The sequence below is a fragment of the Planktothrix sp. PLAVEN19ND genome (assembly GCF_057220675.1).
The window spans coordinates 3,693,135-3,707,953 of sequence record NZ_CM170132.1; the positions used below are offsets into that span (position 1 = coordinate 3,693,135).

At 41.2% G+C, this 14,819-nt stretch carries 17 protein-coding genes; 7 read left to right on the forward strand and 10 right to left on the reverse strand.

Translation table 11 applies throughout. The annotated features are described in order from the left end of the window. The first annotated feature begins 31 nt into the window (after positions 1-31). From AC2D3N_RS15905 to AC2D3N_RS15915, 3 genes are all read left to right on the forward strand, one after another. Positions 32-853 carry a sulfotransferase gene (locus tag AC2D3N_RS15905; protein ID WP_484691459.1) on the forward strand — a complete coding sequence of 274 codons (822 nt, stop codon included), beginning with the start codon at positions 32-34 and terminating at the stop codon, positions 851-853. Between the two features lie 39 nt (positions 854-892). Then, positions 893-1,630 carry a GNAT family N-acetyltransferase gene (locus tag AC2D3N_RS15910; protein WP_484691460.1) on the forward strand — a complete coding sequence of 246 codons (738 nt, stop codon included), beginning with the start codon at positions 893-895 and terminating at the stop codon, positions 1,628-1,630. A 208-nt stretch (positions 1,631-1,838) separates the two neighbouring features. Continuing rightward, positions 1,839-2,621 carry an SDR family NAD(P)-dependent oxidoreductase gene (locus tag AC2D3N_RS15915; RefSeq protein ID WP_484691461.1) on the forward strand — a complete coding sequence of 261 codons (783 nt, stop codon included), beginning with the start codon at positions 1,839-1,841 and terminating at the stop codon, positions 2,619-2,621. 56 nt (positions 2,622-2,677) lie between these two features. Here the strand turns inward: AC2D3N_RS15915 and argC are convergent, their stop codons facing one another. The 10 genes from argC to AC2D3N_RS15965 form a co-directional block, all read right to left on the reverse strand. Then, positions 2,678-3,739, reverse strand: a complete 1,062-nt coding sequence (gene argC, locus AC2D3N_RS15920; protein WP_079678338.1) for an N-acetyl-gamma-glutamyl-phosphate reductase — start codon at positions 3,737-3,739, stop codon at positions 2,678-2,680. Positions 3,740-3,835: 96 nt separating this feature from the next. Then, the gene (locus AC2D3N_RS15925) at positions 3,836-5,029 is read right to left on the reverse strand and encodes a tetratricopeptide repeat protein (protein ID WP_484691462.1); all 1,194 of its coding nucleotides are present in this window, start codon (positions 5,027-5,029) and stop codon (positions 3,836-3,838) included. Positions 5,030-5,551: 522 nt separating this feature from the next. Further along, the gene (locus AC2D3N_RS15930) at positions 5,552-6,157 is read right to left on the reverse strand and encodes a fasciclin domain-containing protein (protein ID WP_484691463.1); all 606 of its coding nucleotides are present in this window, start codon (positions 6,155-6,157) and stop codon (positions 5,552-5,554) included. A gap of 27 nt (positions 6,158-6,184) precedes the next feature. Next, positions 6,185-6,742, reverse strand: a complete 558-nt coding sequence (locus AC2D3N_RS15935) for a fasciclin domain-containing protein (protein WP_079678335.1) — start codon at positions 6,740-6,742, stop codon at positions 6,185-6,187. A 35-nt stretch (positions 6,743-6,777) separates the two neighbouring features. Next, complete coding sequence (locus AC2D3N_RS15940) at positions 6,778-7,581, reverse strand: MBL fold metallo-hydrolase (RefSeq protein WP_079678334.1); 804 nt, start codon at positions 7,579-7,581, stop codon at positions 6,778-6,780. Between the two features lie 38 nt (positions 7,582-7,619). After that, entirely contained in the window at positions 7,620-8,207 is a 588-nt protein-coding gene (locus AC2D3N_RS15945) for an anthranilate synthase component II (protein ID WP_079678333.1), read from the reverse strand. A 3-nt stretch (positions 8,208-8,210) separates the two neighbouring features. Then, positions 8,211-8,726: a diacylglycerol kinase gene (locus tag AC2D3N_RS15950; protein ID WP_079678332.1), complete on the reverse strand. Its 516-nt coding sequence runs from the start codon at positions 8,724-8,726 to the stop codon at positions 8,211-8,213. Between the two features lie 232 nt (positions 8,727-8,958). Then, positions 8,959-9,513: an rRNA maturation RNase YbeY gene (ybeY, locus tag AC2D3N_RS15955; protein WP_079678331.1), complete on the reverse strand. Its 555-nt coding sequence runs from the start codon at positions 9,511-9,513 to the stop codon at positions 8,959-8,961. Positions 9,514-9,544: 31 nt separating this feature from the next. Next, positions 9,545-9,727: a DUF3285 domain-containing protein gene (locus tag AC2D3N_RS15960; RefSeq protein ID WP_079678330.1), complete on the reverse strand. Its 183-nt coding sequence runs from the start codon at positions 9,725-9,727 to the stop codon at positions 9,545-9,547. Between the two features lie 102 nt (positions 9,728-9,829). Continuing rightward, the gene (locus AC2D3N_RS15965) at positions 9,830-10,333 is read right to left on the reverse strand and encodes a thylakoid membrane photosystem I accumulation factor (RefSeq protein WP_369821835.1); all 504 of its coding nucleotides are present in this window, start codon (positions 10,331-10,333) and stop codon (positions 9,830-9,832) included. 706 nt (positions 10,334-11,039) lie between these two features. Here AC2D3N_RS15965 and apcA point away from each other — a divergent pair. The 4 genes from apcA (at position 11,040) to AC2D3N_RS15985 (ending at position 14,779) form a co-directional block, all read left to right on the forward strand. After that, positions 11,040-11,525 carry an allophycocyanin subunit alpha gene (gene apcA, locus AC2D3N_RS15970; RefSeq protein ID WP_079678329.1) on the forward strand — a complete coding sequence of 162 codons (486 nt, stop codon included), beginning with the start codon at positions 11,040-11,042 and terminating at the stop codon, positions 11,523-11,525. 68 nt (positions 11,526-11,593) lie between these two features. Then, positions 11,594-12,079, forward strand: a complete 486-nt coding sequence (apcB, locus tag AC2D3N_RS15975; protein ID WP_026787260.1) for an allophycocyanin subunit beta — start codon at positions 11,594-11,596, stop codon at positions 12,077-12,079. A gap of 225 nt (positions 12,080-12,304) precedes the next feature. Beyond that, on the forward strand, positions 12,305-12,508 hold the full coding sequence (locus tag AC2D3N_RS15980; RefSeq protein WP_026787259.1) for a phycobilisome linker polypeptide: 204 nt from the start codon (positions 12,305-12,307) through the stop codon (positions 12,506-12,508). 186 nt (positions 12,509-12,694) lie between these two features. After that, the gene (locus tag AC2D3N_RS15985; RefSeq protein WP_484691464.1) at positions 12,695-14,779 is read left to right on the forward strand and encodes a hypothetical protein; all 2,085 of its coding nucleotides are present in this window, start codon (positions 12,695-12,697) and stop codon (positions 14,777-14,779) included. Positions 14,780-14,819 lie beyond the last annotated feature (40 nt).

A 14,819-nucleotide genomic window follows, 5' to 3' on the forward strand; every position in this document is an offset into this window, starting at 1 on the left:
TCAAAGATTCCTGAGAACTTCAACAATTTTTATGCTCCATCATCGTTACCTTTATTTAACCGGACTCCCTTGCTCTGGGATGTTTTTTTTCAGTCAACTGTTAGCCCAACATCCTGAAATTGAGAGTAATTATTTGCGATCGCCGATTTGTGACTTACTGCTGAACTTTCGCAACTTTTTGACCACTAACCCCGAATTAATTAACGGACTAAATCAAGACTTTCAGGGGACAATGGAGCGATCTCTCTTAGGAATGAGAGGGTTTATTAACGGTTGGGATAAACCGATTTCTCAACCTTGGATTGCTAATTTTCATCCCCAATGGTTGGAGCATTTAGAGTTAGTTCATTTAATTGATCCTGATTTTAAAATGGTAGTTTTTGTGAGAGAATTAGGTCAAATCTATGGAGCGATAGAAACCCAACATCAAAAAACATTACTGTTAGATTTTCCTGAAAAATTAGCCTCTCTTTCCAGAGCAGAACGCGCTCAAAAATTATTCATTCCTCCAGGGATTGTAGGTTCAGGTATCAAGGCTTTAGAACAAATCCAAGACTTAGAAATTAGTTTACAAGAACGATTATTTTATGTGGTTTACGAGCATTTAATGACCAATCCTCAAGAAGTCTTAACAGAATTATTCAACTGGTTAAACCTCCAACCCATTACACCGAATTTAACCCTAATTAATTTTGAATTATCTAATTATTCCCAGTCTTTTGGTAAATATGTCGAAGAACCCTACAATCCCCATCAACCATTAGTTAATTATCCTATTCCAAAGCGTTTTGAAACCACAATTAAACAGAATTTTACTTGGTTTTATCAAACTTTTTACCCTGGTTTATTGTAATTTTCTGTATCACTATTCCCTGTTTCCTGCTATAACTCTATGACTTTTAATCCTCTCATTCTTCATCAAGGACGCTCTCTAACCCTCAAACGTACAACTCCCGATGATGCTGCTTTTCTGTTTGAAAAAATGTATTCCTGTTATGAGTTTATGCGTTTATTTCGTCTAAATGATACAGCAGAAACCGTAGAACAAGTTAGAGAAAAATTAATCAGCAGATCCTATTTAACACCTGCCGAAAGTGGTTATTTAGAATGCTTAATGATTCATAAACATCATGGCATAATTGGAATTATTGCCGCCGCCGACTATAGTGCTCTCCATCAAAGGGCTGAACTGTTAATTGGGATTTTTGAGGAAAAATATCGTTCTATTTCCTATGGGATTGAAGCGGGTTTATTAATGACAGACTTAATTTTTAATGCCTATCATTTACATCGCTATTATGCCTATTGTTATGGTTATAACCATCCTGTCCATGCAGCTTTAATTACCGCAGGATTTCAATTAGAAGGAATTATGAAAGAACATTTATATAATCCGGTTAGTCAAGAATATGTTGATCTGCACATTTATGGTATGAATGAAACTCAGATGCGACAAAATCCTCGGATTTCTCGTTTATCAAAACGATTAGTTGGACGTGATATTACCCAACCTTTAACAGCACCCCTTCCTCCCCCCGATGAATCCAAAATTCCCGCTATGAATACTGTTTCCCCATCGGAAAATCAACCTTATTTTGCTAAATCAGGAATACTCAAATGGGGGAATTGATGAACATAATTTGGTTCAAAGCCATAAACTTCGATATTTACCCTTCTACCTAACTGAAGAACATAGTCATCGATTTTATCTGCAATGTCAATAGTTTGCCACCGCCCAACCTGCTCCCAAGTCAGATAAATCATTTTTAGTGGGTGTCAACCAGCCTTGAAACCAAATACAATTATTAACTAGAAAGTTATTCTAGGATGGAAAATCAATGAAAACTGCGTTAATTACAGGAGCTTCTGTTGGTATTGGGGCGGCGTTTGCCAAGGAATTGGCATCTCGGAAAATAGATGTGGTTTTAGTGGCCCGTTCTCAGGATAAATTAGAACAACTGGCAGAAAAATTGCGATCGCAATATAATATTAAAGCCCATGTCATTCCTCAAGATTTGACACAACCAGAGGCAACACAATTGGTTTTTGATGCAGTTTCTCAACAAGGATTAACCATTGATTTATTAATTAATAATGCCGGATTTGGAGATTATGGAGCCTTTGCCGATCGCCCCTTAACTAAACAGGTGCAAATGATTCAGTTAAATATTACGGCATTAGTTGAACTGACTCATTTATTCTTAACTGATATGAAAAAACGGGGTGCGGGTGCAATAGTTAATATCGCTTCAATTGCGGGTTATCAACCCTTACCCTATTGTTCTGTTTATGCGGGAACAAAAGCTTTTGTTTTGAATTTTACTGAGGCTTTATGGGCAGAAAATAAAGACTCCGGGGTGAGACTTTTAGTGGTCTGTCCTGGCCCTACCGAATCTAACTTTTTTGTCGCGGCAGAATTTCCTCAAACTTTTTCCGGTGGCGGACAGAATTATACGACGGCGGAAGAAGTTGTTAAGGATACATTGAACGCTTTAGAAAAAGACTTTTCAACCTTAGTAACTGGAGGATTCACTAATCAATTTATTGTGAATTTACCTCGATTTTTCCCCAGAGATACGATTGTTAGTTTAGTGGAAAAACAGTTTAAACCTAAGAAATAAATTGTTGTTGGGCTTTAGCACAAAGATTATAGGGCTAAAGCCCAACAACGTATGACTTAAGGATAGAAACACAATTGGGGTAAACCCAAGGTTTCTTCCCAACCCATCATAATATTCATACACTGCACCCCTTGTCCGGCCTGACCTTTAATTAAGTTATCAATAGCAGACATCACGATCACCCGTCCGGTGCGTTGATCCACTTCAATTCCTAAATAACAAAGGTTAGTTCCACAGGCCCATTTTGTTTGGGGATAGGTACCACCAGGTAAGATTTTAACCAAAGGAGAATTGCGATAAAACGCTTTATAAATGGTAATTAAATCTTCTCTTACTAACCCCGGATCTCGTAAAGTTGCATAAACCGTCGCTAAAATTCCCCTGACCATAGGCATTAAATGGGGGGTAAATTGGACTAGAATATCATGTCCGGCTAAGTCACTACAAACCTGTTCAATTTCTGGGGTATGGCGATGATGACCCCCCACACTATAGGCCCCAATTGAACTATCCGCTTCGGCTAATAACATATTAACTTTAGCCTGTCTTCCCCCGCCAGAAGTGCCTGATTTCGCATCAATAATTGTGGTATGGGGATCAACTAATCCCTGTTTTAATAGAGGAGAAATCGCTAATAAACTTGCTGTTACATAACACCCCGCACAACCAACTAATTGAGCCGTAGCTAGGCGATCGCGATACAATTCTGGTAAACCATAAACGGCCGTGGCGGCAATTGCTTGATCCGTGCGTTCTCCCCCATACCATTTTTTATAAATGTCTAAATTAGAAAATCGATAATCCGCCGATAAATCTAATACTTTACATCCTTTTTCTATTAATTGGGGCGCCATGGTATAGGCTAAATTATTAGGTAAGGATAGAAAAACAATTTGACATTTAGAGGCTATTTTATCAATATCAATAGGTTCGATCACTAAATCCACACATTCATTCAAATGGGGATAGAGACTACAAAAGGGTTTTCCGGCGCTACTATCCCCGCCTAAATAGGCAATTCTGACCAGGGGATGATCCTGTAACAAACGTACCAACTGCACGCCCCCATAGCCCGAGGCTCCCACAATACCGACGGGAATCCGTTCTGCATTACCCATATTACTGAACTCCTAGAAAAATGACCTAACTTTTGCTGCATGATAGCGGATTCTGGAAAAATTTGGAAAAATGTTTTGGAATTTCTCTAGGATCTCTCAAACTCGAAAACCCATTTCCCCAAGTTCCTGACGCAAACGTTGGGCTTCTGGGGAGTTATTTTGCTCGTGTAATTCTATGGCGGCTTTAAACATTGTCGAACTATCGCTGAGTTGCCCAATTTGTAGTAGGAGGACTCCTAAATTTTGGAAGGTTTCGGCTGAGTTGGGATTGAATTCTAATGCTTTTTGATAGGCGGCGATCGCTTCTCGATAGGCTCCCATTGCCCTCAAGGTCATGCCTAAATTATAATAGGCGATCGCTAGACCAGGATCAATTTCTATAGCGGTTTGATAGGCTATTTTTGCCGATTCTAGTTCTCCTTCTTGTTTGAAAATATTGCCTAAATTATTATAGGCTCCCAGCTTTAATTGTGGTAAGATGTTAATATCAACGGCGGTTTGATAATGCTGTTTGGCTAGGGTAAATTGTCCTTGTTTGCTATAGGCTATGCCCAAATGATAATGGAGTTCATATAAAACCCCATCTTCTCCATTACTCTCTTGAGATAATCCTAATTTTAATAGTTCTATGCCCCGCTCTAAGTCTCCTATTTCAACATATAAAGCTCCCAATTTACTCGCAGCATAGGCATCCGTTGGATGTTCTGCTAAGTAACGCTCCATGGATGTTTTTGCCAGTTGCCATTTATTCCGTTTGGCGATCGCTTCGGCTTGGTATCCCTCATGTAAAATAGCAACTTGGGGTAATGTTCCGATTTGCCATTGTGGTTTTTGGCGGATTAATTCAGTAACACTATCATCTACCATGGCATGATAGGGACGGGAAAAACAGATTTGGGAATGATTTCTAAACAGTCGAGAAACTAAGGAATAAGGAGACTGACTGGCGCCGATTTCCTGTCTAATTAAGTTCACCACAATTAAATTACGATTTTCCATAATTTGATGGAGTTGCGCCCCAATTCCAGGGGCTAAAACTTCATCTGCGTCTAATACTAAGATCCACTGTCCGGTGGCATAACTAAGCGCAGCATTTCTGGCTTTAGCAAAGTCATCACACCAATTAAAGGAATGAACTTTTGCTCCAAATTGTTGGGCAATTTTTGGGGTTTTATCCGTTGACCCGGTATCAACAATAATAATTTCATCAACAATTCCTTTAACACTGTTTAAACATTTTGCTAAAGTTTCTTGTTCATTCTTAACAATCATGCAAAGGCTTAATTTCATAAATATAAATTTGGTTATTTAGTAGATAGAAGGATTTGTAGGGGCGGGTTTCTGTATTGATTTCTGTTTCTCACAGATAATCTTGAAAAACCCGCCCCACTTCGCCTCAATCTGTCATCAGTTTATCAGTTGTAGGGGCGGGTTCCGTGCAAATTTCTGATACTCACAGATATTCTTTCTAAACCCGCCCCTACTGTATGTTGTGTAAGTCCTAATTCAATTGATCATTAATTTTGAGGATATGTAATAGGGGAGGGTTTAGGTCGATTTATTGTACATATCTAAGGTTAAGTCGGGGCGGGTTTAGGTCGATTTATTGTACATATCTAAGGTTAAGTTAAGTCGGGGCGGGTTTAGGTAGATTTATTGTACATATCTAAGGTTAAGTTAAGTCGGGGCGGGTTTAGGTAGATTTATTGTACATATCTAAGGTTAAGTTAAGTCGGGGCGGGTTTAGGTAGATTTATTGTACATATCTAAGGTTAAGGCGAACCCGCCCCTACGACTGATCACTATTTTAGCTTATTTCGGTAAAATTAAGATTTGATCAATAACATGAATGACTCCATTACTCGCCGGAATATCAGAATCAATTATCGTGGCATTTCCGACTTTAATTTGATTTTTCTTGGTCTTAATCGTAACAGAACCTCCCTCTAAAGTTTTAATTTTACCTGATTTCAACTCCGTTGTTGTGACTTTACCTGGGATGACATGATATTCTAATAGTTCGGTAAATCGGTTGAGGTTTTGCGATTTTAGAATCGCATCTAAAATTTGTTGGGGTAACTTGGCTAAAGCTTCATCTGTGGGAGCAAAAATGGTAAAATCTCCTTTTTTTAAAGCATCTAATAATCCAATCGATTGTAAAATCATCCCTAGGATTTTAAAGCGTTCATCGGATAAAATAACCGTAGCTAAATCTCCGACTACACCTTGAATTACTTTTGGGGAAATAGGAATTTGAGCTAAATCTTGGTTAGGTTGACGACAAATTAGTTCGGAATTAGCAGACATTTGAACTTCTGCTGCGACTCCCTGGGAAATAGTTCCTAATGTTAATAAACCTAAAAGACTGACCATTCCTAAACTTTTGCCTTGGGTTTGATTTTCTATTAAAGTTTTCATGGTTTTATCCTCTCCAAATTATTAAAATTATTCAGGTAAAATCACCGCATCAATCACATGAATTACACCATTTCTAGCAAAAACATCAGCTTTAATTACCGTGGCGTTATTAACTTTTACGGATGTCCCTAACTCAATCTTAATCTTATTCCCTTCTAGGGTTTGGACTTCTCCAGATTTTAGGTCAGTGGATAACACCTTTCCCGCCACAACATGAGAGGTAAGAATTTTGACCAATTGGGCTTTATTTTCCGGTTTCAGTAAGTCCGATAAAACTCCCGGGGGCAGTGCAGAAAAGGCTTTATCCGTGGGTGCAAATAGGGTAAATGGCCCCTCACCTTTAATGGTATCTACTAAGTCCGCCGCTTGTAACGCTTGGGTTAGAATGGTAAATTCACCCGCGCTCACTATTGTATCAATAATATCGAGGGAAATTGTAGCCGGAACTTGAGTAATTTGGGTTGAGTTTGTTAAGGTATAATTATAAAGTTGAGCTTGAACGGGTAAAATCCCGAATAGCGTCAACCCAACAACACCTACAAACCTAGCTATGAATTTTTTCGAGTAATTTTGAATGGTGATCATGGTTATCAAACACAAATAGAGATGGAGACTTTTAGTTAACTTTTAGGGGTAACATCAAAGTTATAATTTAAGACGTTAATTATCGGCCCTTGTTTCGGTAAATTATCTGCGGTTAATGTCAGCGTATCGGTTTGTTTAATTTGTATTGATGTTCCCGCCATCACAGACAAAAAATTATCAACGGGTTCGATATCACAGGCCGCTACATCCGCCGCCAAGGTGCGATAATGGGTGGGGATGACAATTTTAGGATTGAGAAATTCAATGGTTTTTTTGGCTTCTTCTGGAGTATAGGATTTCGCCCCGCCTCCCACCGGAATCAACATTAAATCAGGACGACCGATTAAAATGCGTTCTTCCATTCCTAATGGCCCAGCCAATCCACCTAAATGTAAAATTTTAATTCCCGCTTGTTTCCACAACCAAGCTACATTTACCCCAAATTGTCGGCCATTAAATCTATCTTTAAGGGTGCGAATTCCTTGAATTTGATTACCATTAAATTGATAAACCCCAGGTTCATATAATAAAGCCGGATTTCCCGTAAATCCTTCGGTCACACCCTCATCTAAAAGACGGCTACTAATTAAGATTAAATCGGCTGAAAATTGTTGGGGACTCCGATAACCTGCGGTACAACCAATTTGGCGAAAGGGATTAACTAAAATTCTTAATCCTCCCCCGGTAAATAAAAAGGAAGTATGTCCTAACCATTGGACAGTTAAGGTATTTTCAGAAGTAGATTGTGCGGAAGAATTTTGCCATTGAGACGTTAACCCAGTTGCTAAGGTGGTCAATAGTGTTGTAGTTGTTAATTGAATTAATTTTCGCCGTTTCATAAGTATTTAGGTTGACGTGGCAACGGATTAAGCAACAATTATATCCGTTCTAGGAAGTTTCTTAGAAGTTGTTTTCCATTCTGGGTCAAAACGCTTTCCGGGTGAAATTGTACCCCCTGGATGTGGGGATAGTCCCGATGACGAACCCCCATAATTGTCCCATCTTCCACCCAGGCGGTAATTTCCAAACTATCGGGACAAGTTTCTCGTTCAATGACTAAGCTATGATAGCGAGTTGCGGTTAAGGGATTCTCTAAATTTTTAAACACACCAACGCCCGTATGATGGATGGGGGATGTTTTTCCGTGCATTAGTTCCGGTGCAGAAATAATATTCCCCCCAAACACTTGACCAATACTTTGATGACCTAAACATACGCCCAAAATAGGCAAAGTTGGCCCTAATTCCCGAATTAATTCGAGGGAAATTCCAGCATCTTCGGGACGACCTGGCCCTGGAGAAATCACCACTGCATCGGGTTTCATTTGACGAATTTCTTCTAGGGAAATCCGATCATTTCTAAATACCTGAACCTCAGCAGCAATCGGTAATTCCTGCCCTAGTTCGCCTAAATACTGAACAATATTGTATGTAAAACTATCGTAATTATCAATAACAATAATCAAGGGTTAAACTCCTGAAACTATAATTTGAATCCAGGTGAACAGAGGCGGTAAAAGTAAGATTCCAGCTACCAATAATGCCACTAAAGCGGAGATTAAAACCGCCGCCGCCGCACAATCTTTCGCAATTCGGGCTAAATCATGGTAGGACTGACCGACGGTTAAGTCAACTACTGATTCTATGGCGGTGTTCAATAATTCCATAGTCATCACCGCACCAATGGTCAGACCAATAATGGCAATTTCCACCCGGGTTAACTGCAAAAAAAGACCCAGGCAAATTGCGAGGGTTCCAATGATAGTATGAATCCGAAAGTTTCTTTGGGTTCTAAAGGCATAACTAATTCCTGTCCAAGCATATTTAAAGCTAACTAATAAATTAGAAGCGATTTTCCATGATAGTTCTCGGTCATATTTGTTCCCCATAGTCTCGGAAAGATTAGACTTAGATAAGGTTGTTGTTTGAGGAAGGGGAATTGACGGTGTAGGAAATGTTGAAAGGGAGGGCTTTTCTACATTCATTTCTAAATCCTTCGCTGAATACGTGATCACGACCAGCAATTTTAGGTCTGCTATAGGGAGAAATTTATCACAGTTTTCTTGATGATTTGTTGATTGAGTTACTAGAATTTACAGCCTTAATTATCAATAAATTCAGGAATTATAGATTTTATTTTGTCTTATATTTTCTATGATTTCTGGAATTTATGATGTCTGATTGCCGTTTTCGATTAACCCAAACCCAGGCTACCTGTTAAACCCCTAACTCAACTGTTTTTAAGAGCACCCGTTGTTGGTCTAACATTTCGGTTAAACTTTGATCATCGGGATGATCCCAACCTAAGAGATGTAGTAAACCGTGAGTCGCTAACCATCCTAGCTCAATTTTTAGGGAATGTCCTTGTTGTTGGGCTTGATGGTAAGCAGTTTCCACCGAAATTACAATATCACCAAGATACAGAGATTCAGAAGAAAATTCTTCTGGAGGTTGGGGACAATTGACTTCTAATGTAGCAAAGGCTAACACATCCGTTGGTTGATTTTGGGAACGATACTGAGTATTTAACATTTCTATCTCCGTATTATCCGTAAGACGTAAGCTTAACTCGTAACTGGATGCCAATGGAAGATAGGACTCTAAATAATTTAACCAACTTTGGAACCAATTTTCCCATTCTTCGAGCGTCAAGGGACATTCGATTTGCCGAGGAGAAGACTCTATTGAATTATTAGGAATTGTGTTATTTTTTAAGTTTTCTAACTGTTCCCAATAATAGTCCTGTATACTAACTTCAACCTGTACAGTCATTAATAAACAATCTAATAAGAATTTAAAGAATTTAGCGAGTTAGATAAGCCATTCCTACTAGAAATCCGACTAGACCCATAGTGGTTAAAGTGAAGTGAAATAGGGATTTTCCGCCTTTACGAACCATATTCCGCATCGCTAATTTAACATAGCTGGGTTGGGGTTCCTTGGGTTTGTCCTGGGGTTCTAGGTCTGGAGTTGATGGGGTATTCATGGGGGGATTTTGCTAGGGAAAGTAGACCGACTGACTTGATCATAACAAAAATGTTACATTTTATGAAGTGATCGCGCCGTCGAATCTATATTCCGCAGAGATTTACTTCTGGGATGGGACTAACTCGGTGTTAAATTCGTTGAAAGAACGACGTCGTAATTCTACGGATTCATTCCGAGGCAATAAATCAAAGACTTGGCGAAACGCATCATCAACGGTTTCAAAGGCGACCTGTCCCTTTTTATCTAAAACGACTTTCCCCGATTGGTTAATTAATACGGTTTGGGGAACATAGCCTTTGTAATAATAGCCCGGTTCCTGGCGGGAATTTTGGGCATCGGGTAAGAGGGTATCCACATTCACCGGAATAAAGTCCGCCTCTCGTCCGTAAAAACGCTGAAGTTCAGATACCGTAGTGACAAATTTTTTACAATCTTTACTATCATCTAAAAAGAATACTAATAATGAGGGTCTACCCTGGTTCATGGATTCTGTTAAGGTAACTCTCGGGGGAACCAAGGAACCATTCCCAGCATACAGCGCAAAAATATTACCATCAAAATGGTCATCATCCAGACCCGCTAGTGCGGAAGGAGTGATGGTCAAAAATAATACACAAATAATCACCAAGGTAGTCAGCAGGATTTTGAAACCCCTAAAACCCTGAAAGCACTGTGGCGGGACATTGAACTGGGGAGAATTCCATCGAGTTAAACGCATACTAGGTCGAAAGCCATTGAGATTCTAAACAGAATCTATTGTTACATTTTTGGGTCTGTTTCAGCCCAGTGAAGGAAAGGGAAAACGAACCCGACATCGGCTCTAAAATCCTAATATCACAACTGTCAACACCTCAACCGTCAACCCGCGATTTCGTTGGTAATGTTAAAAACTATTACAATCTGGCTCAGAATGTGTACTCCATGCCTGAAAATACAAGCGATAGGTAGTGACGGTGTTGGGCGGATTAATGTCCAAAGCCAGTTACCCCATCGACTGTAGCCCCAAGGGGAGCAGTTTGGGAATCCATTGCCCAAAAGCCAGTGGAAGATATCAAACTTGTGAATTGTCCCCTGAAAATCTCAAAAATTTTTGAGGGTACAAACCAGCAGGAAGTGAAGCAGTAGAAATCTCAAACCGATAGATTTGATTGCGGATCAAAAAGCAGATGCACTCTATGTCATAACCTGACCCAGACTGTATCTAAACCAGCACCGAACGCTCATCGGTAACGATGAGGCTCTCCAACTCAGTTAATGGGTTTCGGGAGAGCGTCAATCAGGAAAACGTTAGCTAAACGCTTTTGTAGAAAATGAGTATCGTCACAAAATCCATTGTTAATGCCGACGCCGAAGCGCGTTACCTCAGCCCTGGTGAGTTAGACCGGATCAAAGCCTTTGTTACCTCTGGTGAGCGTCGTTTGCGCATCGCCGAAACTGTGAGCGGTGCCCGTGAACGGATCATCAAAGAAGCTGGAAACCAACTGTTCCAGAAACGCCCTGATGTGGTCTCCCCTGCTGGTAACGCCTATGGCCCGGAAATGACCGCTACTTGCTTACGCGACCTTGACTACTACCTGCGTCTGGTTACCTATGGAGTCGTTGCGGGTGATATTACCCCCATCGAAGAAATTGGGATTGTTGGCGCTCGGGAAATGTACAAATCTTTGGGTACTCCCGTTGAAGCCGTTGCCGAAGGAATTCGTGCGCTGAAGAGTGTTGCTACAGGTCTGTTATCTGGTGAAGATGCAGCCGAAGCCGCAGCTTACTTCGACTATGTGATCGGTGCGCTCTCATAAGTCCGATCGCTTTATCACATTTTTTAAACGATTCCTAGATTCAGCGACTACAAGGAAATAGAACAATCATGCAAGACGCCATTACTTCCGTAATTAATTCTGCTGACGTTCAGGGTAAGTACCTGGATGCCAACTCCCTGCAAAAGTTAAAAGCTTACTTCGCCACTGGCGAACTGCGGGTTCGTGCTGCTTCCACCATTAGTGCTAACGCAGCCAGCATCGTCAAAGAAGCAGTAGCCAAATCTCTGCTGTATTCTGACGTGACTCGTCCTGGTGGAAATATGTACACCACCCGTCGCTATGCTGCTTGCATCCGCGACTTAGACTACTACCTGCGTTATGCTACCTATGCAATGTTAGCTGGCGATCCTTCCATTCTCGATGAGCGCGTTCTCAACGGTTTGAAAGAAACCTATAACTCCCTGGGTGTACCCATCGGTTCTACCGTGCAAGCCATCCAAGCCATCAAAGAAGTGACCGCTAGTTTAGTGGGTGCTGATGCTGGCAAAGAAATGGGTATTTACTTGGACTATATCTCCTCTGGCTTAAGCTAAAACCGAGGTTAGGTTTTTGAGGGTGATCACTCAGTTTGATTCCCCGTCCCAAATCTAAACGACCTTCAAGGCCAGGGAAGTCTGGAGTGAATGCTAGACCGCCAAAGGCTTGTCTGTTTTTCCTGATAAGTTTTAGCGAGCTAGGATTGACTCCCGACTCCCGGCCTTTGAGCATTTTAAAATTGATGTAAAACTTGTTAAATTTGCCTAGGAGAGACGAACCTCATGCGGATGTTTAAAGTAACGGCTTGTGTTCCAAGCCAAAGCCGGATTCGTACCCAACGGGAATTACAAAATACCTACTTTACTAAGTTAGTTCCCTATGACAGTTGGTTTAAAGAACAACAACGGATCATGAAAATGGGCGGTAAAATTGTCAAAGTGGAACTGGCAACGGGCAAGCCCGGAACTAACGCCGGATTGCTGTAGAAGACAGGAGGCTGGGGACAGAAGGTAGAAGGAACTGGAAAAAAAGAAAAAAGATTAATTCTTAATTCTTGATTCTTGATTCTTAATTCTTCCTGCCTCCTGCCTCCTGCCTCCTATTGTTTCGGTGCAATTCAATTCCGCTATTATATTAGAGAGACGAAAAACCACCTAATATAGAGGCGGGAAATGGCAAGTTGGGAGTTTCTACTGCAAAAAGAAGGGGACAATAGTTGGTTAACCTTGGAATCCCCGGATGTTGAAATTTTAGAAGGACGCTACCGGATGGTAGCCCGGTCTGGATATACAAACACCTCAATTGATGTTCGGATTATTTATCAAGATTTTGATGCGGTTCCACCTGTCCAACAGGTTCAAACCCGAACACTAACCACCAATGCCGAAGGTTTAATGGTGGTCATGCCTTATACTTCCCTTAAACCTGGGAATTGGCAGTTTTCTTGTGCGCCTCAACTAACGTCCGGGTTATTAGCAACCGTTGGTAAAAAAACCATACAATTGCGGGTTCTCCCCTCGGAAGCAGAAGAATTTGAGCAATTTTTTGGGGATACGGAACCCCCGACGGCTAATATTAACTCCGCAGCACCCCAGGCTGTTGATTCGCCTACAGAACAGTATTCTAACGTTGTACAATTCCCTACCTCTGGCCTCCATATTGTTCCTGAACCAACCCAGCTAACGCCTGCTGTTCCTGATACTCCCCAACCATCCCCCCAACCTCTTGATACTGTAGACAAGTTACTAAATGCTCTGCACATCTTCCTAGAGCAAGATTCCTTTGTTGGCCGCTTAGGAGAAGCCTTAATCGTGTCGGGACGGGTAGAATTGCCAACGCCTACCCCATCTTCTACTTACCCAATTCTGACTGACGGACAATTGCAATTTCGCCTACGCGACCCCCAAAGCTCAGAACCGTTATTTGAGGTTAACCAAACCCTTCCTTCCTCTGACTTCCCTCTGGCTTTTTCCGGTGTAGTTTATATTCCCTTTGAATGTAAAACCCGTTTAATTTTAGGGGAAGTGATTTTTTCCCATGATGGGGTGGCGGTAACGACTCAATCCTTTAATATTGTTACCCAGGTTGAACATCTTTTAGAAGCTATAGATCAGGGTTTTAGTCCAGAATTGGATCAAGACGACTTCCCCGACCTTTCTAATTTAGATATGGGAGTTCTGGAATTACCCGACCTGACCGATACCACTAATCGGGCTGAAGTCCTAACCCCCGAAACGACCACAGTGCTTCCTCCCAAACTAAATAATTCTAGCTGGGAATCTCGCTCTGCTACATCCCTAGATTTGCCAATATTCAGCCCTAGTTCCACAACTGGGGAAGTTGAACCTGCACCAAAACCGGATCAAAGTGTTGTATCGTCTGAGGATCGGGATTCATCGACGGTTCTTCCCTCTTGGGAATCGAATTATACAGATATATCAACTGCAATTTCACCCCTATTAGCAGGGGAATCATCGGAATTAATCCCGGCGACAGATGGGATTGAAAAAATTGACCCGATAGCTAAACCGAAATCTGATCCAGAAGTTCAAGAAGCTTTTCAAGCCTTAGACTTAAATAATCGGTTTTGGTCGCGGTTGAATGCTTTGGCGGGTGATCAAGAATGGTCACAATGGGTGAAACGGGCTAATATTAATCCCTTACCGGAGATTCCGTTTAATGCTGCGACTAATATTGTTAAACGTTCTGATCCAACTGCATCGGACACAGCACCTTTGCCATACCCAGAATCAATCAATGCTCAGGAGGAATTAGAAGAAATTGTAGTTGATGATGAACCTTTAGAATCCCCTGGGGCATTTTTTCCCCGCCGTAAAAATATCAAAGGAGTTAAACCAGAAACCCCGGCGGTCAATCAACCGATTTCCTATGTTTTGCCAGAAGATCAACCCGTTCCAGACCCTCAAGTTGAGGTTTTATCAACGGAAATTATTGCCGGAAGGTTAGTTAAACTGAGGGTAAGACTTCCCGATGGTTTACCGCGAATTTATATCAAAGTTTGGCTATTTGACCGTCAAACCCGCACCGTTGTTGATGGCCCCCGTTGGTTAACGGAATTTTCTCCTAATGGGTTTGATCAAATTGAAACCACGGTTGATTTAGAGATTCCCTACAGTAGTTTGGAAGTTTTATTTGAAGCGATCGCGGTGGAAATGCAAACCCAACGAGAAAGTAACAAAATCACGATTGCAGGTTCCGTTAATTCACCTCCAGGGCCTTCTTTACCCATTCATTAATCGCGCCATGGAGCCAGTGTAGAGACGTGCCATGGCGCGT

What these genes read in the sequence shown, in the direction of transcription:
- AC2D3N_RS15905 (WP_484691459.1), top strand. Translation starts at nt 32, where the DNA reads ATGCTCCATCATCGTTACCTTTATTTAACCGGACTCCCTTGCTCTGGG.
- AC2D3N_RS15910 (WP_484691460.1), top strand. Translation starts at nt 893, where the DNA reads ATGACTTTTAATCCTCTCATTCTTCATCAAGGACGCTCTCTAACCCTC.
- AC2D3N_RS15915 (WP_484691461.1), top strand. Translation starts at nt 1,839, where the DNA reads ATGAAAACTGCGTTAATTACAGGAGCTTCTGTTGGTATTGGGGCGGCG.
- argC (WP_079678338.1), bottom strand. Translation starts at nt 3,739, where the DNA reads ATGGGTAATGCAGAACGGATTCCCGTCGGTATTGTGGGAGCCTCGGGC.
- AC2D3N_RS15925 (WP_484691462.1), bottom strand. Translation starts at nt 5,029, where the DNA reads ATGAAATTAAGCCTTTGCATGATTGTTAAGAATGAACAAGAAACTTTA.
- AC2D3N_RS15930 (WP_484691463.1), bottom strand. Translation starts at nt 6,157, where the DNA reads ATGAAAACTTTAATAGAAAATCAAACCCAAGGCAAAAGTTTAGGAATG.
- AC2D3N_RS15935 (WP_079678335.1), bottom strand. Translation starts at nt 6,742, where the DNA reads ATGATCACCATTCAAAATTACTCGAAAAAATTCATAGCTAGGTTTGTA.
- AC2D3N_RS15940 (WP_079678334.1), bottom strand. Translation starts at nt 7,581, where the DNA reads ATGAAACGGCGAAAATTAATTCAATTAACAACTACAACACTATTGACC.
- AC2D3N_RS15950 (WP_079678332.1), bottom strand. Translation starts at nt 8,726, where the DNA reads ATGAATGTAGAAAAGCCCTCCCTTTCAACATTTCCTACACCGTCAATT.
- ybeY (WP_079678331.1), bottom strand. Translation starts at nt 9,513, where the DNA reads ATGACTGTACAGGTTGAAGTTAGTATACAGGACTATTATTGGGAACAG.
- AC2D3N_RS15960 (WP_079678330.1), bottom strand. Translation starts at nt 9,727, where the DNA reads ATGAATACCCCATCAACTCCAGACCTAGAACCCCAGGACAAACCCAAG.
- apcA (WP_079678329.1), top strand. Translation starts at nt 11,040, where the DNA reads ATGAGTATCGTCACAAAATCCATTGTTAATGCCGACGCCGAAGCGCGT.
- apcB (WP_026787260.1), top strand. Translation starts at nt 11,594, where the DNA reads ATGCAAGACGCCATTACTTCCGTAATTAATTCTGCTGACGTTCAGGGT.
- AC2D3N_RS15980 (WP_026787259.1), top strand. Translation starts at nt 12,305, where the DNA reads ATGCGGATGTTTAAAGTAACGGCTTGTGTTCCAAGCCAAAGCCGGATT.
- AC2D3N_RS15985 (WP_484691464.1), top strand. Translation starts at nt 12,695, where the DNA reads ATGGCAAGTTGGGAGTTTCTACTGCAAAAAGAAGGGGACAATAGTTGG.